Below are 22,809 nucleotides of genomic sequence, written 5' to 3' on the forward strand. Positions count from 1 at the left end.
CGCATTGCTCCCGCGACAGAATCAGAAGCACGGCAGATCCCGGTGGAAATTCTCCTCGATAATCCTGATGGGCAATTGCGGGGGGGGATGTTGGCGCGGGTGACGTTTTTAGCCGCCACACCGGAGCGGTTTGTGATTCCGGAATCTGCCCTTCAGGGGGATGAGAACCAACCCCAGGTTTTTGTGCTGCGGGGGGAAGACCGGGTGGAGGCGAAAATGGTGTTTGTGGGCGATCGCCGCGATGGGGAGGTGGAAGTGTTATCGGGCCTCACCCCGAGCGATCGCATTATTATCAACAGCGCTCAACCCTTAGAATCTGGGGCCACAGTACGGTTGAGCATTTTATCCCAATAGCCTAGGCCACGGGGGTTTGCACCCGTTGGACAGTGGCCATAGCCTCCACCAAACGGCGTACCGCTGCTACCATCGCCACCGGGTCATTGAGTTGGTTAATCGCCGAACCCACGCCCACCCCAGCGGCCCCGGCGGCAATGGCCAAGGGGGCCGTCACATCGGATAACCCAGAAGCACAGAGGACGGGAACCGTCACCGCTTTGCTAATCACGCTGGCTGCGGCCAAGGTGGGGGCCGCCTTTTCAATCAAGCCCAACGTGCCACTGTGAGCCGGTTGGCTACTGGTTCCGCCTTCGGTTTGGATGATATCTGCTCCGGCCGCCACCAAAGCCTCCGCCAGTTCCACCTGTTGATCCAACTCCAAAATATGGGGAACCGTCACCGAAAGCATCACATCGGGGAGGAGAGCGCGGGTTTGTTGGGTCAACGCCAACACTTCCGGTGCTTCAAAGCGACGACCCTGGGCATAGAAACTATCAAAGTTGCCAATTTCCACCAGATCAGCCCCCGCTGCCATCGCCGCGACAAACTGCTGTGGCTCCACCGCCGAAACACAAATGGGCAACGGGGTCAATTGCCGCGCCAACCGCACCAAATCGGGATCAGCGGCAATATCCACAAACGTCGCCCCGCCTGCCGTTGCCGCCTGCACCGTTGCTGCCACACGGTCGGCATCAAAGTTGTGCAATCCACTGATCACTTTCAGGGCGTTGTGGTGCGCTAAAGCAGTACGGAGTTTAAGATTCATGCTCATAGACTTGTCAATTGAGGGTGATTTTAGTCGATACTGTATAGTATCAAGCTCAAGGCTAATCTGGCGGAATCAACCGAGGGAGTAGCGGGCTTGGGGGCGATCGCCCTTTCGCTGTGACCCCACTCATATCATGGGGGCATAGAGTCGCTCTATTCTAGGTATCGTTGCGGTGCTTCCTGCCCCAGCCCGCCACAATGCTTCAGATCCTGAACAAAAAGCGTCTTTTGATCGTCCATCACAATTTGTAATGGGGCAGGAAAGGTTTCCAGGGTGTGTGTAGATCCAATTATTCAAGAGGCATCCTTTACCGATGATCAGCAATGGGAGTTCTCTAGCCTTCAGAGTCCAGAGGGTTGAATGGTGTTGAATCCTGTCGCCAATGCGATCATCAGTATCAGACTGTCTACTTCATGTCAGTCCTTACCTTCAGCCAGATACACCATGCCGTTTCAACCTGGTAATTTGTCAGAATTCCACAGCGATGTGTTTGAACAAACCATCCTGGGCAAGCTGTGTGGAACCTCAACCCGTTTCCGCGATCGCTACTTGGTGTTGCGGATGTTGGGGCGGGGCGGTTTTGGCGTGACGTTTTTAGCGCGGGATATGGTGTTGCCGGGCCAGCCCTTCTGTGTGATTAAACAACTTTGCCCCCGCGTCAGCGAACTCAAGGCCCTCGACACCGCCCGCCACCGCTTCAAACGGGAAGCGAAAATCCTCGCCACCCTCGGGAGCCATTCCCAAATTCCGATGTTGTTGGATTACTTCGTTGTTGAGGATGAGTTTTATCTGGTTCAGGAATATATCAAGGGGGCAACCCTGGCCCGGTTAGTGCGCCGTCAGGGGGTGCAACCGGAGCCGATTGTCCGGCGAATTCTCCGGGAAGTCGTGAAGTTGCTGGATTTTGTCCATGGTCAAGGGGTAATCCACCGGGATATTAAGCCTCAAAATATTATCCTTTCCCAAGACCGGCAGATCGTCCTGATTGACTTCGGGGCGGTGAAGGCAGAACTGGCCCAGGTGGCCGATAGTAGCGTCCAGGGAGGGGTGACGACCCATTTTGTGGGGACGGTGGGGTTTGCCCCCCCGGAACAATTTTCCCTGCGCCCCGTCTACGCCAGCGATATCTACGCCCTGGGTGTGACCTGCCTTTACCTGCTCACGGGCAAAGCTCCCCTCGATTTCAAAAGTAACCCCCGCACGGGGGAACTCTATTGGCAGGATAAGGTGGAGGTGAGCCGCAGTTTTCAGCAGATTCTCACCCGGATGCTCCAACCCAGCCCCCACGATCGCTACCAAACGGCGGCGGAAATGTTAAAGGAGTTTGAGGCGATCGCCCCTCGGGATAATCTCGCCAACTGCATGAACGCCAAAACCACCGAGCCGGAACCGCCTCCCCGCCGACGCATTTCCGAACTAGCCCGCACCGCCGAAGCCATTCGCATCCGCAACACCCGACGCACCCCCCCTCCCCAACCCCCCCATAATTTTTTACGAAACTCTGGCTAGGGGCTGCAACCCTTCATACCTCGTTCAGATCAAGCTCCATTGATGGGCATTGATCGGCTGAAACACCCTAAACTCGTTCCGAATTTATTTTTGCTGAGGGCCAGAGGATAATCGCCATAACCTCATCCGTCCCGATAGACTAGGAATAATGGATTTGCTAAGTTCAGGGGGGAGCGATTGGCGGGTCAGTTTAGAGCGGATCAGTTTAAAAATGATAGTGATGAACCCATGACAACAATCCGGTTTGTACCGGAAAAGTTGCATGAGTCCAGTCGTGCTGTCTCTGATGTGGGCGGCCAACTCTTGGATCGGGGCATCCAGCACCACCAACAGGGGCGCAATCAAGAGGCGATTTTAGTCCTCCAACAGGCTTTAGATGTGTTTGCCCAAACCAAGCAGCCCCATAATCAGGTTAAGGCTTTTTACTATTTGGGTTTGGCCTACTACTCCGATAATGACTATTCCCAGGCCCAAACAGCGGCCCAATTGGGTTTAGAGCTTGCTGCCACCCTCAATGATCAGCGCTTAAAGGCGCAAGTTCTCAGCCTGTTGGGCAATACCTACCGCCATCAGGGCAATTACGGAAAAGCGTTGGATGTGCAACAGCGGGGCTTAAAGCTGTTTCTGCGTTTAAAGGATCGCAGTGGGGCGATGGCGATGTTGAATAACTTGGGTTTAGCCTATAAGGCCCAAGGGGATCATCAGGAGGCGATTAATTGCCAGAAGCGGGCCTTGACCTTTGCAGAATCCCTTGGGGATGCGGGAACCATCGCCCAAATTCTCAAAAATTTGGGCAATGCCTACTACTCCTTGGGGGATTATGGGGAGGCGATCGCCTATTATGAGCGCCGTCTGGCCTTAGCCCAACAACAGGGGGAATCCCGCACGGCATTACAAGTGCTGCGGAATTTAAGTAATGCGGCCTACAGTGTGGGCAATTATGATCAAGCCATTAGCTATAGTCAACAGCGGTTGGCCCTGGCCCAATCCCTAGAGGATTTCCGGGCCGAGGAGCAATCCTTGGGAAGTTTAGCAGTAGCCTATGAGGCCCTTGGGGATGCGGAGGCGGCGATCTGTCATTATGAACAACGGCTCCAACTGGCTCAACAATGGGGCGATCGCCGTCTAGAACAACAGGCCCTCAGCAGTCTGCGCACCGCCTGCTATGCCTTGGGGGACTATGCCCGCCTGATGCAATATCGCAGCGGGAATCCGACGGAGGTTTAAGGGGCAAATTTCCCGCTTAAATGGGGCGATTTTGGCACTCATTTAGGATGTTCATCGCCCCGCTGAGATCCGTGCAAACCTATGGGTTTTGGTTAGAATTGCTATAAAATGAGCAGGAGTTCGCTGTTTGCTGCTGTTTGCTGTTGAAAGTGTCGCGCTCAACCACAATCCCCATTCCCTTTTGACGATAGGAGAAGAAACACCATGGAACCTAATGTTCAAGCTTCACAAACCGAAACGGCACAACAGCCTGCTGGTTTAAAAAATGACCCTTCTGGTGCGATTTCCCCCGCATCTTCCCCTGCGGCGGGTCAGGAATGGCAGGAATGGCTAGAGCCAGTTTCAGAATTTTTGGCTAAACTGCCGGATTATCTGGGTAAATTTTTCTCAGACTACCAACAACCGTTAATCACCGTTGGCTTAATTATTGCGGGGATTATCACCGTCAAGCTGACCTTGGCTTTGTTGTCAGCGATTAATGATGTGCCTCTGTTGGCCCCTGTGTTTGAATTGGTGGGCATCGCCTACACCGCTTGGTTTGTTTATCGCTATCTCCTCCAATCCAAAACCCGTAGTGAGTTAGTTCAAGAGTTTCACAATCTCAAGGCTGAAGTTTTAGGACGGACGGAATCCAAAAGCTAACCGCAACGGGGAACAACCCCATCGGCATTTGAGGGAGATGTAGCGAGGCTGCATCTTTTTTTTTCCTCTGGAGCATGAAACGAGCGGGGGTCAAGGCGGTAGGATTGAGGGAATTGACCGGAAACGAACTAAACCTTAGGGGTTGATGCGATCGCCACAAACACCATTTTTGCAACATTTTGTCTTGGGCTTCTTGGCCTTTGGGGTGGGGTTGACGTTGGGGTTATTGCTCCACCGTGACATGACTGCGGCGGTAATGACCGGGGTGATCACCGTTCCCGTCGGCTATGGTGCGGCCTTGGTGACGGAACTGCGCCATCTTCAGCGCGATCGCCAACAGCGCAATTCCCTCCGCCATCAAATCCATGGCCTGCAATCCCAACGCCAGAGCCTCCACCAAGCCGTGAATGCGGCGTTACAAACCCAAGGTGAGGTGGAAAACAATTTACAATCTTTAGAACTGGAGCGCGATCGCCTCCTGGATCGCATCGCTGAACTCCATCAATACCGCAACGAACTGATCCACGAACTCCAACAAATTCAGCCCCCCACCTATCCCCAATCCCTCAACGCGCCCCCACCCCCCAACCCCGAAACCCAACAGCAACAGGAGCAATACCTCCAACGGCTCAACCAGGCGATCGAAGTAGCCCAAACCGACATCCTCGATCAACAGGAGGCCCTCGACGCACTCCAACAGGAGCAGGTGGAATTACACCGCATCAAAGCCGCCCTTCAGCAAGAAACGACCCAACTGCGCCACAGCCTCAGCCGCCTCAAAACCCAACGGGATGATCTCGATGGGGCGGTGACAGTTTTGCAAGCCACCGCTGGCGAGTTAGAGCCTCAGGTGGCCAAGCTCCAGGCAACGAAGGCAGAAGTTGAGGAGCGGATCACCGCCCTCCAGCAGGAACAGGATCAGCTGCTCCCGACCCTAACGGCATTGCACAACCAACAGCAGGAACTGTTGGCTCAAATTCAACACCAGGAAACCACAATCACAGCCCGCCAGGAAGCCTATCAGGCCCTAGAGGCGGACTATCAGCAACTCCAAGGGGCCGTCCAACAGGAGCAAAGCCGCTTGATTGCCCTGCAAACCCAAGTCACCACCCTAGAGCAGGAACTCGCAGCCCTCCAACAGCCGGAACTCCCCGATCGCCTCTATGTTCTCGCCAGTGAATGGCATCAATTCCTCCAAACCTTAACCCGCAGCGATCGCCAGGCCATGGGGGCGATTCTAGCCCAGGATGAAGGGGCGGTGAAAACCATCAGCGCGGCGGCGGGGCTAACGGTGGCGGCGTTGATTGAGTCCCTCAATGAAAAGGCGGTGATGACGCTGGGGGATTTGTTGTTGGAGTTTGATGACAAGACCGGCCTGCTGACGATGAACGAAGACTACGCGATCATCCTTTCCGGTTCGGTGGCGATTTTATTTACCGAGTTGTTGGCGTTGGGGGATCAGGACTAAACACAGCCTTCGATAAAGCCCACTTCTGGGAGCTTGCCGCTGCGGATGGTGGTCACTTCCCCCGCTTCGTTGGTTTCAAACAAAACACGATAGTTGCGGCTTGCTGCTTCCTGGGGCGTGAAGATCAGGTATTCACCGCCGGGGATATATTCATGGGCTTCAGCTTCAATCTGGCCGGGGTAAAGGTTGCGGATTTTATCAGCGGAATCGCCAATTTTTGCGCCGCTGCGGGTGGTAATGTCATTGCGCCATACCTCCGCTCGGGCGATCGCCCCATCCGTGACCATAAACGCCACATCGGCAAACCCTTCCACCTCATAATATCGACAGCCATATTCCTCCCCACCACTGGCTCGCTCCTTAAAGGTTTGGCCGGTAGCTGCTTCCGCTTGGGCGATGGTCATGCCGATTTCAACAGGCCCCAAAGCCGTTAATGTCAGTTGGCTACGGGTGCTCAAGGGGGTTGTCGTCGGGGTGGGAACCGTTTGGGGGGCTTGGGCGGGGGCTTCCGTTTCGGCTGGCTCCTCCGGCTCCTCCCCCTGCTCGATGGGTTCAGGACTGGCGGGTAAATCCGCCGATGGGCTGCTAGGAGGGGCTGAACCGGCGCAGGCGGTTAATAGTAGGAGGGTGACACCAAAGGCCACGGTGGGGATGGGGTGCGATCGCCAGTTGAACATTTTAATCTCCTAACCCAGTCGGGGATCTATCGCGCAGTCTATGTTTAGATCTTACAACCGCGATCGGGGGGCATTCCGGAGATGTTGCAATCCTACAACTGTCTCCATTGCTCAATCTCCCAGATCAACCCAAAACCCCTCCTTTTTCCACACCGAAGGTGTTTAGGGGGGCAGGGGGGATCGTGCTACGTTTAAAGCTTAGGATCCCCCCGGCTACGCCGACCCCCTTTTTAAGAGAGGGGTTATCTCAGAACCCCTCTCTTAAAAAGGGGTTGATGTCAGAACCCCCCTTGTTAAGGGGGGCAGGGGGGATTCTCCCCTTAGTAACTAAAGGAAACCCGCGAGCCGGGGCGAATATCGAGATGCCAGAACCCCTTGCTGGGGCCAGCCAAACCCACACCCTTCACCTCCGGCACAGCGCGAATGGCATCCAAAAGACCTTGATAATCACCATTGAGGGGACTCACATCTAAGGCACGGCCATATTTGTGCTGCGACTTACCCACCCCAATGGCAAGATTGGGAGGACGGTAGGCACTGGTGATCGTAATCGGAGAACCAAATTTGGTGCGAACTTTACCAAACGCCTTGGCCATGGCAATCATGTTCGTCACCACCTGTTCCGGACTGCCAAACTCCGAGGTTCCATAGGGCAGACGGGTGAGGTTGTTGGTCATTTCTCCCCAGGTAATAAAACTCCCCGGCACAATCATTTCATTGGCATAAATCAAACCCACCTTGGGTAACGTGGCCGAGGCTCCGGATTTAGTTCCAGCATTGAGGTTGGTGGCAGTGGGCTTGGGAGCTTGGTCAATCACCTCATGTTTGGGTTCAATATCCGCCAGGGCATCAATGGTACTGGGGCCCAGGTCAGCGGGAAAGGCCAGATAGAAATCCTTTTTAAAGGCCGCCAACGCTGCCAAGGTTTTCGGCCCCACCAAACCATCAGCATCGGTGGGAGCCAAATACCCCCCGACAGCCAATTGGGCTTGCACCCAACGGACTGTTTCGCGATCCTTCACATCTTTTAACGGTACAGACCCCAACAATTGCGGCTTCTTGCTCATGATTAAACACACCTTTTCATTTAAGGAAAAATGCCCGCGCAACCAACATCGGGCCTTAGGCCCTGATTGTAAACCTTGGGGGAACCTAGGGCTTTAATGTAAAGATTTTCTCAATCACCTGCTCAACGGATTTATCGGGGGTTGAGGCTCCGGAGGTAATCCCCACGGTAATTTCGCCATCGGGAAGCCAATTTTCCGCGACGGTGAGGGGGGCCCCTAGGGGTTTATGTTCAATGCAGTTGCCGGGGCCGATGCGATCGCTACTATCAATGTGGTAAGAGGGAATCCCCCGCTCGATGGCAATTTCCTGTAAATGGGTTGTGTTGGAGGAGTTAAACCCGCCAATCACCACGATTAGATCGAGATCGAGATCCACCAAGTCAAACATCGCATCTTGCCGCTCTTGGGTGGCATCACAGATCGTGTTAAAGCTCATGAAATGCTCATTTAAGGCCGTAGGGCCATATTTACGCAGCATCGTCGCTTCAAAGAGTTTGCCGATCGCCTCCGTTTCACTCTTCAGCATCGTCGTTTGATTCGCCACCCCCACCCGATCAAGATCTTGATCAGGGTCAAACCCTTCCGAATGGGCATGGGCAAATTTCGCGAGAAACTCAGAGCGGTCTCCCCCCTGCAAAATATAATCCGCCACATACTGCGCCTCCTCCAGATTCAGCACCACCAAATATTTCCCCGCAAAGGAACTGGTGGCCACGGTTTCCTCATGTTGATATTTACCGTGGATAATCGAGGTGTGATCTTTCTTTTTATGCTTTTCGACGGAATTCCACACCTTGGAAACCCAAGGGCAGGTGGTATCGACAATCGTACAGCCCACCCCATTGAGATACTGCATTTCCGCCACACTGGCCCCAAAGGCGGGCAAAATCACCACATCCCCCGCCGTCACCACCGTAAAATCCTTCACCCCATCCACCACTTCAATAAACCCCACCTGCATCTCCCGCAGCCGTTGATTCACTTCCGGGTTATGGATAATTTCATTGGTGATCCAAATCCGTTCTGTGGGGAAATGTTGGCGGGTTTCATAGGCCATGGCCACCGCCCGCTCCACCCCCCAACAAAACCCAAAGGACTCCGCCAAGTGAATCGTCACCGGGCCGCGCCGCAGGGTGTAGGCATTGCCCCGCAATTCTTGAATCAAACTGCTTTGATATTCTTGATGCATCACACCGGCCACCTCCGCTTGATGGCCAAAGCCTTTGCGGTGGTAATGCTCGGATTGGTTGAGGTTGCGTTTAAAGGTTTTAGTATCCATGGGGGGGGTCATATTGGTGGGTAATTTGCATCGGATCGAGTTCAAGCCCGATGAACAATTGTAAAGCAGTAGACCAAACCCGATAGCCATCCCGATTGAGATGGAGGCCATCGGTGCTGAGATCCATTTTTAATTGTCCTTGCTCATTGGCAAAGAGGGGATACAGATCGAGGAAAATTGCGCCTTCGCGGCGGGCCATGGCGGCGAGGTCTTGATTGAGGCGGCGAATCCGGCCGTTGGAAATTTGCAGGAGGCGATCGCGCCCCTCCCAAGTGGCCTTTTCCCCCGCATGGGGCAAAATCGACTGCACCACAATCCGGGTTTGGGGATGAGTCTGCCGCAGGTTTTCAACGATTAAGCGGGTATTGGCCAAAATGGTTTCATCCTGTACATCCCAAAGGATATCGTTAATGCCGATCATCACAAAAATCGCCTTGGGCTGGGTTTGCTCAATTAACCGCAACCGTCGCAGCAGGCCGAGGGTTTTTTCCCCGGAAATGCCTTGGTTGAGCCAGGTGGGGCCGGGGGGGAGGACATCCTGGGTAAACCAGAGGGTAATGGAATCCCCCATCAGGATCATCAGGTTATCGGGGCGATTGTGGGCGGCGGCGCTGGCTTCCTGGGCCAGGAGTTCCACCCATTGCTGATAACTTAGCCCTTGGCGATCGCTCCCCGGTTGGGTGGGGATGGGGGTTTTGGCCAGCAATTGGGTGGAGGTGCTGGCTAACCGGGCTTGGGCAATTTGGGGTTGGAGCGGGCGACGTTGCCCAATATAGACGAGCAATAACAACAGAATGGCATTAGCCGCGAGGGAGAAGGCCGCCCAGCGGGGCGCAGATTTAAGAATACGATCAGCCAGGGGAGTAAACACCATAATTTTTAGTAAGCCCAAAAAGGAAGGCTTCCCGTTAGTCTAGCGTCGCAGATTTTGCGTCTAGATTAAAGGGAAGCCCAGGATTTTTTTTGGAATCGTCGGGGCTGGACAGCCCCCATTGGGGTTGATTCTCCAGCAAAGGGGAGAATTGATCAGTCGTGAAGTTCCGAACTACCACTAATACCCATGGCTTGACCACCGGCAAAGGTATCGGTTTCCGTGACAAACCCGTTATAGGCTTCCATACCATGCTCACTGATATCCAGCCCTTGCAGTTCGTCTTCCGGACTGACGCGAATCCCCAGGGTGAATTTCAACGCTAACCAAACAATTGTGCTAAAGGCAACGGTGAAGCCACCGACGGAGGCAATACCCAGCAATTGAGTAACGATATTACCGCCGCCAAAGATGCCGACGGCTAAGGTTCCCCAGATCCCACAGACGAGGTGAACGGAAATCGCCCCCACCGGGTCATCAATGCGGATGCTGTCCACGATGGACACAGCGAAGACGACGATTACACCGGCGATCGCCCCCGTCAACACCGCAGCAGGGTAAGGAATCGCATCACAACCGGCGGTAATCCCCACCAAACCGGCAAGAATACCGTTGATGATCATCGACAAGTCCGGTTTGCCATCCTTAGCCCAGGAGGTAAAGGTGGAAGTAATCCCCCCGGCGGCGGCCGCCAAGGTGGTGGTCATGGCGATGTAGGTAACGTTAGGGTTAGCGGCTAATGCCGAGCCGGGGTTGAAGCCATACCAGCCGATCCAGAGGATCAAGCAACCCAGGGTAGCAATGCTCATGTTGTGGCCTGGAATGGCATTGACGCTGTTTTCGGTGAACTTGCCAATGCGGGGGCCGAGGAACGCTGCCCCCATCAGCGCCCCCCAGCCGCCGACGGAATGGACGAGGGTAGAGCCAGCAAAATCCTTGAATCCTGCATCATAGAGCCAGCCTAAACCCCAAAGCCAATGGCCGGTGATCGGGTAAGCGACTGCCACCAAAAGGAAGGAGAAGATCAAGAAAGAAACAAAGTGAATCCGCTCTGCTACTGCCCCCGATACAATCGTGGCGGCAGTACCGGCGAAAGCGACTTGGAAGAGGAAGGAAACGGAAATCGGTAAACCTTCGGGGAAGGGGTTTAAGCTATAGGTGGCGGGATCCTCACTCAGGAGGAAAAAGCCTTTCAGCCCAATGAAGCCGTTACCGGAATCCCCGTACATGAAAGCAAAGCCGATGGCCCAATAAGCGATGACCGCGATCGCAAACACGATCAAGTTTTTCGCCAACACGTTAACGGCATTCTTTTGACGACAGAAGCCGGTTTCCAGCATGCCGAATCCGGCATTCATGAAGATCACCAAAATGGCACAGATGAAAATAAAGATCGTATCCAGCGTGCCTTTGAGGACAGCGGGATCGCTGAAATCGATCTCTTCTAGATCAAAGGCGTGCTGTGCCATCGCCGCCCCATCCCAAATCGTCAGGATAATGGCGACGAGGGGAATACAGAGGAGCCAATAGGGGGAAAACCAACGGAAGAGTTGTTGGATGGGTTTAAGGTTCCCGGCTACCGCTCGCTCCCTTCTCGGTTTTGGTGAGAAAGAATTGACCAGATTGGATTTGGACATCACTACAAAAACTTTCCTGAATGAAAGAAACAAAAATCAAGGTTCCGAAACGGTTTAGATGTCATTCCCATCAACGTCCTGGGGGAGTCACTGAACATCCAGATGGGCCAGTGAGGGGCCGATAGGTCGTCGGAGGGCAAGCTCTAAACGGACTGTTGAGTCTACATACTTAGCGGATTCACCGCCGAAAGTCTAGTCCTTAACAGGGGAAAATACGATGTCATTGCGGTTGCGTTAGACTCTAACAATGGGCAAGATCGCTACATAAACCCGTTGATCTTGCAGGGATTCAAGTTTTTTGTCTGTAGCTTTAATTACATTCAGTTATGAATGTTGATTTTTAATTCAATCCCAAAAATAGGGATCTAGCCCATCTAGATCAACGGTAAAATCCAGCCATAGGGGGTTTTGAGGGGAAGTTTGGAGCCGTTGATCGCCGTTTATAATTGAGCAAACCTGCCAATTCCGTCCGGGTTTTTCCCCTCTCTCCCACTGTTGCCATGCTGAAAATACCGTTGCGTTGGGTATTGATTATTCCCTTTGTGGTGCAAATTGTCATAGCCGTCGGTTTGGTGGGGTATTGGTCCGATCGCAGTGGTGAGCAGGCCGTTTCGCGGCTGGGCGATCGCCTCCTGCGCAAAATGGGCGATCGCGTCGAGCAACGGTTAGAGCAATATCTGGGAGCCGCCAGAATAGTCAACCACCTCAATCAACAGGCCATTGAGTCCGGAGTCCTCAACCTGGAGGATCGTGAGTCCCTTGGGAAATATTTTCATCAACAGGCCAAATTCCACGGGTTTAGCTATGTGAATTATGGCAGCGAAGATGGTGGGTTTGTGGGGGCGGGCTATGTGGATGGGGCATTGATTCGCAGTGAGATGACCCCTGAGCAGCCCGGAGATCTGCAAGTGTATACCGCCAATGGAGAGGGCGATCGCACGGGTTTATTGACAACGCTGGAAAATTCACAAATTTTCAACACCCCTTGGTACACCGATGCCGTCGCCCAAGGGAGGCCCCTGTGGAGTGCAATCTATAGCTGGGCCGATGTCCCCGATGTGTTCAGTATTTCAACGAGCATCCCCATTTACGACGAGAACCAAGCCCTCTTAGGGGTGTTGGGCATTGATCTCGGCCTCCAAGAGATTAGCGAATTTTTAAGCACGATTAACACCACAGAATTAGGACAGTTTGTCATTCTGGAGCCATCGGGGTTAGTGGTGGCCAGTTGCGCCACCCCAATCTCCACCCCTGTGGGCAATGGCCAGGCCCAACGCCTCCATGCCCAAGGCAGTTCCTCGCCCTTAATCCGCGAGGTCTATGGGCAACTCAACGCACAATTTGGGCGTTTAACCGCCATTACCACACCCCAAATTCTCCACTTCCAGGGGACTGAACCGACGTTTGTCTATGTTGCTCCCTATCAAGATGATCACGGTTTGCATTGGCTGGTGGTCATTGCCGTTCCCAAAGCGGAGTTTATGGGTGAAATTTGGGCTAACCGTCGCCAAACCTGGCTGCTGTGCGGTTTAACATTAGTGATAGCCACAGGTTTAGGACTCTTAACGGCCCGCTGGATTACTGGGCCGCTGCTGCGGTTAAGCGAAGCCAGTGAGCGGATGGCCCAGGGTACATGGGCAGGAGAGCTAAAGGTGGGGGGGACGATGGGAACCCTAGCGCGGATCGCTGAAATCCACACCCTGACGACGGCCTTTAACCAAATGGCCCACCAAGTCCAACAAGCCCTCAACACCTTTGCCACCGCCCTCACAGAATCTGAGCAAAAATATCAAACGCTGTTTGAGTATCTCCCGGTGGGGATCTCGATTACCGATGCAGCGGGGCAATTGATTGAAGGCAATCCCGCATCTGATGCCATTCTGGGCAGAGCCTGCAATGATCAACAGGTGGATGGCCCCGATTGGCAGATCATCCGCCCCGATGGTTCCCCGATGCCAGCGGCAGAATTTCCCAGTGTGCGGGCCCTACAGGAAAATTGCTTTGTCCATGATGTGGAAATGGGCATTATTCGTCCCGATGGCATCACCCGTTGGATCATGGTCAGTGCGACCCCAATTCCCCTGGCCAATTATGGGGTGGCGATCGCCTACGTTGACATCACCGAACGGAAACACCTCCATGACGAACTGCTCAAAACCACCAACGAACTGGAAGGCTTTTTTGATACCGCCCTCGATCTGCTGTGTATTGCCAATTTAGAGGGGTATTTTCTCAAGGTCAACCGGGCTTGGAGCGATATCCTCGGCTATTCCCTCAACACATTGCTTGAATGTCAATTCCTGGATTTAGTCCATCCCGAGGATGTCTCCGCCACCCTCGCCAGGATGGCCGATTTGAAAGATGGGGAGCAGGTTTTAGGGTTTGTCAACCGCTACCGCAGCAAGGACGGTGGCTATAAATATATTGAATGGCGATCGACGTTGCGGGGCGATAATTTGATCTACGCCGCCGCCAGGGATATTACCGATCGCCACACCACGGAGCAAGCCCTGATCCAGGCCAAAGAAGCCGCCGAAGCCGCCACCCGCGCCAAAAGTGAATTCCTCGCCAACATGAGCCACGAAATCCGCACGCCGATGAATGGGGTGTTAGGTATGGCGGAATTGTTGGCCGCCACGGAGTTAACGCCGATCCAGGCGGATTATTTGCAAACGATCCGCGAAAGCGGTGATGCGCTCCTGGTGGTGATTAATGATATTCTTGATTTTTCTAAAATTGAATCGGGCAAGTTGGTGCTAGAGCAGCAACCCTTTGCCCCCCGTTCTTGCCTCCATTCGGTGTGTGATTTACTCCGCAAACAAGCCACCGATCAAGGATTAGCCTTCTCGGTGGCCATTGACCCCGATGTGCCGATGGAGATTGTGGGCGATCGCCCCCGGTTGCGGCAAATTCTGCTCAATTTAATCAGCAATGCTTTGAAATTTACGCCGCAGGGGTCGGTTACGATTCGCCTCCATTGCCCGGCTCCTGAGGCTGATCCCATTGAACTCCACTTTACGATCTCGGATACCGGCATTGGCATTACCCCCCAACACATTAAAAGCCTCTTCCAACCCTTCAGCCAAGGGGATAACTCCATCAGTCGTAAATATGGTGGGACGGGTTTAGGGCTGGTGATTTGTCACCGCTTAATTGAATTGATGGGGGGCAGAATTTGGATTGAAAGTGGTGGCCAAATGGCTGGAAACCCGCCGCCGGAGCAGGCTCAACCGACGGGTTATCACCCCGGCTCCCAGGTGAATTTTACCCTCAGAGCCGACAAAGCCGAGGTTAAAAGGGCGATCGCGCCGCCGGTGCTGCCCCCCCCACCCGCCAACCTCGGTGATGATTTTCCCCTGAAAGTTCTTGTGGTGGAGGATAACCCCGTGAACCAAAAGCTCGCCAAGCTGATGTTGCACAAAATTGGCTATCAAGTGGATGTGGCGGACAATGGTTTAATTGCCCTCGAAGCTCTGGGACAGCAAGCCTACGACTTAATTTTTATGGATATGCAAATGCCGAAAATGGATGGCCTCACCGCCACGGAGATCATCCGCCGCGATTTTGTCCATCAACCCTGGATCATCGCCATGACCGCCAATGCCCTCCCCGCTGATCGCCAAGCCTGTTTTACCGTCGGGATGAATGATTATCTCCATAAACCCATTCGTTTGGAGACGATCCGGGCGGCGATCGCCACCTACCAACGTTCCGTCATGGTTTAGCCTGCCGCCCCTTCTGAAGAATTCCGAAAATTCCCTGAAAAACTGTAGCTAATGATACGGAAATTCTCAAAATACGCTATCATCAAGTTATGAAAAGCGTTAATGGTATCAAAATTTATGCATAAGATTAAAGACCCCTGGACTACCGCCAAACTCACCCACCTCAGCCAAAGCCTCGGCGAAGCCTACGGTAGCCCCACGACCCGCCGGAGCCACAAACGGGTGCAGGATCCCTGGAACACCGCTGCCTGTCTCAAGCTTGGTCAAAACCTTGCTGACAGCTACATTTAACGACAATCTTATTGGCTCAATGCCTGGGGCTGTACCAAAGGGGTACAGCCCTAGGCATTTTAGGGCAGATTTAACACGCCGGAGGCGGTTTCTGGCCCCAAAGACCCCTCTGGTAACACCCGCATACTATTGGGGGCAACGCGGATCTTCACCGCTTCCCCTAGGGTAAATGTGTCGAGTTTGCCGGGATGGAGGTTTTGCCGACGGATAATCAGCGTACTTTTTGAGGTCAACTGCACAACAAAACGGGTATCTGTACCCAAATAGACCACATCGCGGATTGTGCCTTGGAGAGCGAGAGGGTCATGGTGGGCTTGGGGGTGGATCGTCACCTTTTCCGGGCGAATCACCAAGGTAATCACTTTACCCACGGGCAATTCTGGCTCATAGGGAACGGAGAGCGTTAATTCCCCATCCACCAACACCACCAGGCCCCCATTGGCCTGCTCAATCACCTGACCGATGAGGAAATTACTTTCACCAATAAAATCCGCCACAAACCGACAGGAGGGTTCCTCATAGATTTCCGTTGGTGTCCCCACTTGCAACACCTTCCCTTCGGAAAGGACGGCGATGCGATCGGACATTGTTAGGGCTTCTTCTTGATCGTGGGTGACATAGACAAACGTAATGCCCACCTGCTGCTGCATCGCTTTTAACTCCAACTGCATCGCTTTCCGCAGTTTGAGATCCAATGCCCCCAAGGGTTCATCAAAGAGTAAAACCTCCGGTTGCTTCACCAAGGCCCGGGCCAGGGCCACCCGTTGTTGCTGGCCGCCGGAGAGTTGGCGGGGGTGGCGATTTTCTAAACCGTTGAGTTTGACCAATGCTAAGGCATCGCCGACGCGGGAACGGATGTGCGTCTGGGGAACTCCTTCCATTTCCAGGCCAAAGGCGACGTTTTGGGCGACGGTGAGGTGGGGAAAGAGGGCGTAGTTTTGGAAAACGGTATTGACGGGGCGGTGAAAGGGAGGGCGATCGCCCATGGCCTCCCCATGAATAAACACCTCTCCCACAGTGGGGGATTCAAACCCGGCAATCATGCGCAAAATCGTCGTTTTTCCACAACCGGAGGGCCCCAAGAGGGAAAAAAATTCGCCATCGCGAATCTGTAAATTTAACTGATCAATGGCCCGAAAGTCGCGCTGATTTTGTCCCTGAAATGTTTTTCCGACATCCACCAATTCAATGGCTAGTTTCATGCTTTTTATCTCCCTAATCTGCCCCTGAGGGGGAATAGGCTTCCCCTGAATTTTCATGGCTCAATGCGATGCCCTACTGGCCAATGGCCACCTTTAACTCTGTCCAAGCATCATCAAACAGTTGGGTATCCCCCCCCAACTCCTGAGCATATTCGAGATTGTTAAAGGTTTCTGGGGAAGGATAAATGCCGGGATTGTTGAGATCCTCTTCTGCAATTAAACCCTGCTCAATGGCAGCTTTATTGGGGCTACCAAACTTGACATAGTTAGAAACTTTCGCGCCAATTTCCGGCTCTAAAATAAAGTTAATAAACTTTTCCGCCATTTCCGGATTGCGAGCACCGGTAGGAATGGCGAGATTATCCGTCCAAACAATCGTCCCTTCTTCCGGGATCACGTAGCGGATGTTTTCGTTTTCTTCCATGACTTGAAAAACATCACCACTCCATTCGACGGCGATCGCCACTTCTCCCTGATTGAGTAAATCCTGACCCGTATCCGGTGCGAAGGTGGCCACCACATCTTTATGCTCAACAATGTAGTCCACAGCGGCTTTAATTTCGGCTGGATCTGTAGTATTGGGATTCTTCCCTAAAGCAATCAGGACAACCCCCAACATGGCGCGAGAATCTTCCAATAATGCCACCTTACCGGCGAACTTGGGATCAAACATTTGCGCCCAACTGGTGATTTCTTCCCCCGTCGCCTCGATGTTATAGCCAATCCCAGCGGTTCCCCACTGATAGGGTACACTATATTGATTACCCGGATCGAAAGGGGTATCTAAAAAGGCGGGATCGACATTCGCCAAGTTAGGAATATTGTCATGATTGAGGGGCTTGAGCAAGCCTTGAGCCGCCATCCCTTCGACAAAATCTGATGTGGGAACAATAATGTCATAACCGGGGTTGCCTGGTTGAATTTTGGCCAGCAGGGCATCATTACTTTCGTAGGTGTCGTATTGCACCCGCACATCATATTCCTGCTCAAACTGGGTGATCACATCAGGATCAATATAGGTTGACCAGTTATAAATACTCAGAACATTCGTGTCCGTGCGCCCTGGATTGCGGGTATCTGGACTGTCAGCGGTGCATCCGACGGGGATCATGACTCCGAAGAGGAACAGAAGCACAAACACGAGCAGTCGTTTCATAGCCTTTATTCAACCTAAAAAATGTGATCAGCAAGGAGGAATTGGGGTTTTGGGGCCCTGTCACCTTCAACCCACCCCATTATACAGAAGCGAGCAAAACCGCTTCTTAATCCATGGGATTAAAGCTGGAGCGATCGCCGCTGGAGGGCCAAAGAGGCTAGGACAATCAGGAACGAGGCCATCAGCATCAGGGTGGAGATGGCATTAATGGCCGGTGTTACCGAGAGCTTGATCATGCCATAGACAAACACTGGCAGCGTTGTCGAACCCACCCCAGCGGTAAAGAAGGTAATCACAAAGTCATCGAGGGAGAGGGTGAAGGCCAGCAACGCGCCGCTGAGGATGCCGGGGAAAATTAACGGTAATGTCACCCGGTAGAACGTGCGCCATTCATTGGCCCCTAAATCCTGGGCTGCTTCCTCAAGGGCGGGGTCAAGTTCAGCAATGCGCGATCGCACCGTTACCGCCACATAGGAAATATTAAAAGCAATATGGCCAATGATCACCGTCGGCAACCCCAAGACGAGCCGCACCCCCGTCACCGTCTGGATCAACTGAAACACCAAACTAAAAAACACCAATAGGGAAATGCCCATGGTGATGTCGGGAATGATAATGGGCAGAAAGAGCAAGGCCTCTAAAGCCGTTTTCTGGCGAAATTTAAACCGCTCCAGGGCTAAAGCCACCATTGTGCCGAATACCGTCGCCACCACCGTGGCAATGCCCCCCACCCACAAACTATTAAACAGCGCATCCCAAATCTGCCCTGTAATTACATCGGCCCCGCTTTCGCCAATCCCCGCAAACAGGCTGCGATACCAATCCAGCGTAAACCCCCGCCACACCGCATTCATCCGGGAGGTATTAAAGGAATAGATCACTAAAATGGCGATGGGCAGATAGAGAAACAGCAGGGCGGCGAGGGTAATTCCCCACAGGCCCACCCGTCCGAGGAAGCGGATCGCCAGATCCCAGCGGCGTTCAAGGGTTAAAGCGTTGCGCACGGTAATTTTAGGGGTAAAGGCATGGGTTTAGTTGGCTTTGAGCTTTTCATCGGCAACCCGAAAGTAAATCAAAATCGGGATTAACACAATCACAATCATTACAATCGACAGCACCGAACCAAAGGGCCAATGCCGCGCTCCCAAAAACTGGTTTTGCACCAAGTTGCCCATCATCAGCGTTTTCGCTCCGCCGAGAATATCCGGCGTGATAAACTCCCCGACGGCGGGGATAAACACAAGGAGCGAACCGGCGACAATCCCCCGCAATGTTAAGGGGAGAACAATGCGCACAAAGGTTTTCAGGTCATTGGCCCCCAAATCCTGCGCTGCATCCAAAAGCGAAAAATCGAACCGCTCTAAAGTGGCATAGAGGGGCAGGATCATGAAGGGGAGATAGCCATAGACGAGGCCGACGGTGACGGCAAAGGAGTTAAACAGCAGATCCAGGGGTTGGTTAATCAGGTGCAAACTGGACAGGAGGACGTTGATCACCCCTTCTTGGCGGAGGATGATAATCCAGGCATAGATCCGCACGAGAAAGTTCGTCCAAAAGGGGATGATCACCAAGAGTAGGAGGGTATTGCGCCATTGGGGGGGACGGCTGGCGATGAAGAAGGCAAGGGGATAGCCGACGAGTAAACAGGCAACGGTGGTAAATAATGCTAACCAGAGCGATCGCCCCAACACGCCCCAATAGATCGGGTTAAACAACCGTTGATAGTTACTGAGGGTGAATTGCCAGTGAATGCCGCCATAGGTTCCCCTTTCCAAAACGGAATAGAGCAGCACCATGAACAGGGGGAGGACGAAAAAGAAAAACAGCCAAACTGTGGCTGGGATCACCAGCACCGCTAAATTTAAACGGCGGCGGTTGGTGGCGGTGGATAGATGGGTTTGCAGACGGTTGAACATTTAGCCCCCTCCCACAATGGTGACAATTTCGAGGCGATCGCCCTCCCCCATCCGGCAATCTTGCCAAAATTGGCGGTGTAAAATTTCGCCATTGTATTCAATGGCAATCAGGCGGGGATTGAGGGCCAAGGTTTCCAGTAGGGAAAACAGGGGGGTGGCGGCGGTACAGGTGACGGGTTTACCGTTAACTTGGATCGTGATCATCGCCCGTACATCCGTTCTAGATAGGTGGTGAGGTGTTGGGTGGTGACGAGGGGATCCTGTGCTTGCATAATCGCCCGCACCACCGCCACCCGTCGCGCCCCGGCCTGGATCACATCCCCCAAGGTTTCTAAATCAATGGAGCCGATGGCATACCAGGGAATCGGGCAGTTGCGGGCCGCATGGCGGACATAATCCAACCCCACGGCGGTACGGCCTGGTTTCGTGGGGGTTTCATACACCGGCCCCACGCCAATATAATCCGCCCCTTCGGCGATCGCTCTTTCCATTTCCCCCGGATTATGGGTAGAGCGGCCAATAATTCGCCCCGGCCCTAACAGGGCGCGGGCAACGGCAATGGGGGCATCCTGTTGGCCCAAGTGTACGCCATCGGCATTCACCGCTAGGGCGAGATCAATGCGGTCATTGAGGATAAATAATGCGCCGTACTGATGGCAGAGATCCCGCAATTTTTGCGCCTGGGCGAGACGAATCTGATCATCTGCGTCTTTTTCCCGATATTGCACGAGTTTTAACCCCCCCTGTAATGCCGCTTCCACAATGGCAAAGAGTTGTTGCGAGGGGGCTGTTACCAAATACAACGCCGCCGCTTCCAGGCGTTGGCGCAAATCATCATCACCGCTGAGATTGCTTTCCAGGGTATAAACCCGATAGCGCATCTGTTTACAGGCGGCGGCCATTTCCGTTTGGTAGAGTTTGGCGTATTCCTCTAAAACCCGCAGGGCCTCCTGAACGCGGCTAAGGTTGGCGTGGAGCAGGTCTTGAATATCAGCGCGGGTTTCTTCTTGGGGATGGGTGAGGGCCGTGCCGGGGTCGCTGGGGGTGTTGCGAGCGGCCCGCAGTTCGGGGCTATGCCATTGGCCCAGTTCTTGGCGCAGGGCTTTGCAATCTTGGGTAAGTTGGGCATCATTGAGGCCGAAGCGACACCATTCTTCGATGATCCGTAACCCCTCGCGGGCGCGATCGAGGTTGGCATCGAGAATGCGATAGATGGCTTGTTGGGGGGTGGGGGTCATACGGGGTCAGGGGCAAATCAATTCCTATCCTAGGACAGAATCGAGAGCAGCAATCTCAAAAACAAGTGGAAGATTCCCCCCCAGGATGGGGGGAACTGGTTAGGATCAAGCCTAGCCCTGATCCCGATTGTTGCCCATGAAGTACGTTCAAGAATACCGCGATGGGAGCCTTGCCCAAGATTATGCTGAGGCGATCGCCCGCATCACGACCCGCCCCTGGCAAATTATGGAAATTTGTGGTGGCCAAACCCATGCGATCGTTAAATATGGCATCGATACGCTTCTCCCCTCTGGGGTGACGCTGATCCATGGCCCTGGCTGCCCGGTCTGTGTGACGGATATGGGGATTATTGATCAGGCCATTGCCTTGGCGCGAACGCCCGAAATTATTTTCTGCTCCTTTGGGGATATGTTGCGCGTACCGGGAACGGAGGAAGATTTGCTGTTAGTGAAGGCCCACGGGGGGGATGTGCGGATTGTTTATTCCCCCTTGGATTGTTTAGCCATTGCCCAAAAGGAGCGCGAGCGCCACGTCGTCTTTTTCGCCGTCGGCTTTGAAACCACCGCCCCCGCCACAGCCATGGCCGTTTATCAAGCCCAACAAATGGGCATTACCAACTTTTCTCTGTTGGTATCCCATGTTTTAGTGCCGCCGGCCATGGAGGCAATTTTGAGCGATCCGGCCTGCCAAATTCAGGGCTTCCTGGCCGCCGGCCATGTTTGTACGATCATGGGTTATGAGCAATATGAACCCATTGCAGCGAAGTATCAGATCCCCATTGTGGTGACGGGATTTGAGCCGGTGGATATTCTCCAGGGCCTCTATCTCTGTATTCAGCAGTTGGAAAAGGGGGAATTCCGCTGTGAAAATCAGTATGCTCGTTCGGTGCAGCGGGGGGGGAATCCGACGGCTCAACGCATTATGGATCAAGTTTTTGCGATCGCCCCTCAACAATGGCGGGGCATTGGCGAAATTCCCGCCAGCGGTTTGAAGTTGCGTCCGGAATTTGCCGAGTATGATGCTCAGGTACGGTTTAGCGAGTTACTGAATACCGTTAAGTCTGCTGTTGCCCCCACAGAATGTATTAGCGGCGAGATCCTCCGGGGGGTGAAAAAGCCCCACCATTGCCCCGCTTTTGGCACAAAATGCACCCCGGAGCGGCCCCTGGGTGCGCCGATGGTTTCCTCGGAGGGGGCCTGTGCGGCCTATTATCGCTATCGCCAAACCCCCGTAACTGTCTAGTTCGTGAGGTGAGCCTCTAAGAACCAGAGGCGTTTATCAATGGTGCGGGAAATTTCCGTGTAAAGGTCGGCGGTATCCGCATCGCCCAATTCATCGGTTTGGTGAATGGCGCGGCGGAGGTGCTGACCATAGGCCGCAAAGCGATCGGCCAAAGCGGTGACATGGGCCACACCGTCGGCAATATCCAGGGGATATTCCGGCAAAATCGAAGCGGCTGCGGCAATGCGGGCGGTTCCCAAGGCCGTCCCCCCCAAAGCGGTGATCCGTTCCGCCACCAGATCCACATAGGCTTCTAATTCCCCGGCCAACTCATCGAAAAGCTCATGGAGTTGGAGGAAGTCCAAGCCCTTGACATTCCAATGGGCCTGTTTGGCTTGGGTTTTGAGGTCGAGGGTGGTGGCCAGGGTTTGGCTGAGAATATTGATCACGGGCGATCGCACCTCCTGGGGGAGATCAATGCGGGTGGCGTAAAGTTTTTGAGTGATATTCGGTACGGTTGCAGTCATTGCGTAACCTCCAAAAATAAGCGTGAGTGTGGGATCAATCCGAAAATGGC

At 53.6% G+C, this 22,809-nt stretch carries 21 protein-coding genes; 8 read left to right on the forward strand and 13 right to left on the reverse strand.

Going from position 1 to position 22,809, the window contains the following annotated elements:
* The coding region (locus VB712_RS06210; RefSeq protein WP_416236272.1) for an efflux RND transporter periplasmic adaptor subunit at positions 1 to 354 on the forward strand (354 nt) is incomplete at its 5' end.
* A gap of 1 nt (position 355) precedes the next feature.
* On the opposite strand, the gene VB712_RS06215 is transcribed toward VB712_RS06210, so the two are convergent.
* Positions 356 to 1,102, reverse strand: coding sequence for a DUF561 domain-containing protein (locus tag VB712_RS06215; protein ID WP_416236274.1), 747 nt, complete (start codon positions 1,100 to 1,102; stop codon positions 356 to 358).
* 447 nt (positions 1,103 to 1,549) lie between these two features.
* On the opposite strand from VB712_RS06215, the gene VB712_RS06220 reads away from it, so the two are divergent.
* The 4 genes from VB712_RS06220 to VB712_RS06235 all read left to right on the forward strand — a co-directional run bounded on the left by VB712_RS06220 (position 1,550) and on the right by VB712_RS06235 (position 5,951).
* Positions 1,550 to 2,614 (forward strand): serine/threonine-protein kinase, encoded by a 1,065-nt coding sequence (locus VB712_RS06220; protein WP_323253221.1) that lies wholly within the window; start codon positions 1,550 to 1,552, stop codon positions 2,612 to 2,614.
* Between the two features lie 228 nt (positions 2,615 to 2,842).
* On the forward strand, positions 2,843 to 3,841 hold the full coding sequence (locus VB712_RS06225) for a tetratricopeptide repeat protein (protein WP_323253223.1): 999 nt from the start codon (positions 2,843 to 2,845) through the stop codon (positions 3,839 to 3,841).
* A gap of 204 nt (positions 3,842 to 4,045) precedes the next feature.
* Positions 4,046 to 4,483 carry a CAAD domain-containing protein gene (locus VB712_RS06230; protein WP_323253225.1) on the forward strand — a complete coding sequence of 146 codons (438 nt, stop codon included), beginning with the start codon at positions 4,046 to 4,048 and terminating at the stop codon, positions 4,481 to 4,483.
* 145 nt (positions 4,484 to 4,628) lie between these two features.
* Positions 4,629 to 5,951, forward strand: coding sequence for a tellurite resistance TerB C-terminal domain-containing protein (locus tag VB712_RS06235; RefSeq protein WP_323253227.1), 1,323 nt, complete (start codon positions 4,629 to 4,631; stop codon positions 5,949 to 5,951).
* Here VB712_RS06235 and VB712_RS06240 read toward each other — a convergent pair.
* From VB712_RS06240 to VB712_RS06260, 5 genes are all read right to left on the reverse strand, one after another.
* Positions 5,948 to 6,628: a hypothetical protein gene (locus tag VB712_RS06240; protein WP_323253229.1), complete on the reverse strand. Its 681-nt coding sequence runs from the start codon at positions 6,626 to 6,628 to the stop codon at positions 5,948 to 5,950. The genes VB712_RS06235 and VB712_RS06240 overlap by 4 nt on opposite strands.
* 320 nt (positions 6,629 to 6,948) lie before the next feature.
* Positions 6,949 to 7,695, reverse strand: coding sequence for a D-Ala-D-Ala carboxypeptidase family metallohydrolase (locus VB712_RS06245; protein ID WP_323253231.1), 747 nt, complete (start codon positions 7,693 to 7,695; stop codon positions 6,949 to 6,951).
* An 85-nt stretch (positions 7,696 to 7,780) separates the two neighbouring features.
* A complete protein-coding gene (locus VB712_RS06250; RefSeq protein WP_323253233.1) occupies positions 7,781 to 8,974 on the reverse strand; it encodes a 4-hydroxy-3-methylbut-2-enyl diphosphate reductase in 1,194 nt (397 codons plus the stop codon).
* Positions 8,964 to 9,848, reverse strand: coding sequence for a GDSL-type esterase/lipase family protein (locus VB712_RS06255; RefSeq protein WP_323253235.1), 885 nt, complete (start codon positions 9,846 to 9,848; stop codon positions 8,964 to 8,966). Before VB712_RS06255 ends, VB712_RS06250 begins: the two co-directional genes overlap by 11 nt.
* A 152-nt stretch (positions 9,849 to 10,000) precedes the next feature.
* Positions 10,001 to 11,482 carry an ammonium transporter gene (locus tag VB712_RS06260; RefSeq protein WP_323253237.1) on the reverse strand — a complete coding sequence of 494 codons (1,482 nt, stop codon included), beginning with the start codon at positions 11,480 to 11,482 and terminating at the stop codon, positions 10,001 to 10,003.
* 500 nt (positions 11,483 to 11,982) lie between these two features.
* Here VB712_RS06260 and VB712_RS06265 point away from each other — a divergent pair, with 500 nt between their 5' ends.
* Together VB712_RS06265 and VB712_RS06270 are read left to right on the forward strand one after the other, a co-directional pair.
* Positions 11,983 to 15,207 (forward strand): ATP-binding protein, encoded by a 3,225-nt coding sequence (locus tag VB712_RS06265; RefSeq protein ID WP_323253239.1) that lies wholly within the window; start codon positions 11,983 to 11,985, stop codon positions 15,205 to 15,207.
* A gap of 117 nt (positions 15,208 to 15,324) precedes the next feature.
* Positions 15,325 to 15,498 (forward strand): hypothetical protein, encoded by a 174-nt coding sequence (locus tag VB712_RS06270; RefSeq protein ID WP_323253241.1) that lies wholly within the window; start codon positions 15,325 to 15,327, stop codon positions 15,496 to 15,498.
* A gap of 59 nt (positions 15,499 to 15,557) precedes the next feature.
* Here the strand turns inward: VB712_RS06270 and VB712_RS06275 are convergent, their stop codons facing one another.
* From VB712_RS06275 to VB712_RS06300, 6 genes are all read right to left on the reverse strand, one after another.
* The gene (locus VB712_RS06275) at positions 15,558 to 16,700 is read right to left on the reverse strand and encodes an ABC transporter ATP-binding protein (RefSeq protein WP_323253243.1); all 1,143 of its coding nucleotides are present in this window, start codon (positions 16,698 to 16,700) and stop codon (positions 15,558 to 15,560) included.
* Positions 16,701 to 16,773: 73 nt separating this feature from the next.
* Positions 16,774 to 17,856, reverse strand: coding sequence for a spermidine/putrescine ABC transporter substrate-binding protein (locus VB712_RS06280; protein ID WP_323253245.1), 1,083 nt, complete (start codon positions 17,854 to 17,856; stop codon positions 16,774 to 16,776).
* A gap of 119 nt (positions 17,857 to 17,975) precedes the next feature.
* Entirely contained in the window at positions 17,976 to 18,860 is an 885-nt protein-coding gene (locus tag VB712_RS06285) for an ABC transporter permease (protein WP_323253247.1), read from the reverse strand.
* A 27-nt stretch (positions 18,861 to 18,887) separates the two neighbouring features.
* Positions 18,888 to 19,772: an ABC transporter permease gene (locus tag VB712_RS06290; protein WP_323253249.1), complete on the reverse strand. Its 885-nt coding sequence runs from the start codon at positions 19,770 to 19,772 to the stop codon at positions 18,888 to 18,890.
* Positions 19,773 to 19,976: a sulfur carrier protein ThiS gene (gene thiS / locus VB712_RS06295; protein WP_323253251.1), complete on the reverse strand. Its 204-nt coding sequence runs from the start codon at positions 19,974 to 19,976 to the stop codon at positions 19,773 to 19,775.
* Positions 19,973 to 21,010 carry a thiamine phosphate synthase gene (locus VB712_RS06300; protein ID WP_323253253.1) on the reverse strand — a complete coding sequence of 346 codons (1,038 nt, stop codon included), beginning with the start codon at positions 21,008 to 21,010 and terminating at the stop codon, positions 19,973 to 19,975. The genes thiS and VB712_RS06300 overlap by 4 nt, the downstream gene beginning before the upstream one ends.
* A gap of 136 nt (positions 21,011 to 21,146) precedes the next feature.
* Between VB712_RS06300 and hypD the strand changes: the two genes are divergently transcribed.
* On the forward strand, positions 21,147 to 22,253 hold the full coding sequence (gene hypD, locus VB712_RS06305) for a hydrogenase formation protein HypD (RefSeq protein ID WP_323253255.1): 1,107 nt from the start codon (positions 21,147 to 21,149) through the stop codon (positions 22,251 to 22,253).
* Here the strand turns inward: hypD and dps are convergent.
* Entirely contained in the window at positions 22,250 to 22,759 is a 510-nt protein-coding gene (dps, locus tag VB712_RS06310) for a DNA starvation/stationary phase protection protein Dps (protein WP_323253257.1), read from the reverse strand. The genes hypD and dps overlap by 4 nt on opposite strands.
* Between the last annotated feature and the right edge of the window lie 50 nt (positions 22,760 to 22,809).

Source organism: Spirulina sp. CCNP1310 (assembly GCF_034932185.1).
In the GTDB taxonomy this organism is placed as follows: domain Bacteria; phylum Cyanobacteriota; class Cyanobacteriia; order Cyanobacteriales; family Spirulinaceae; genus Spirulina.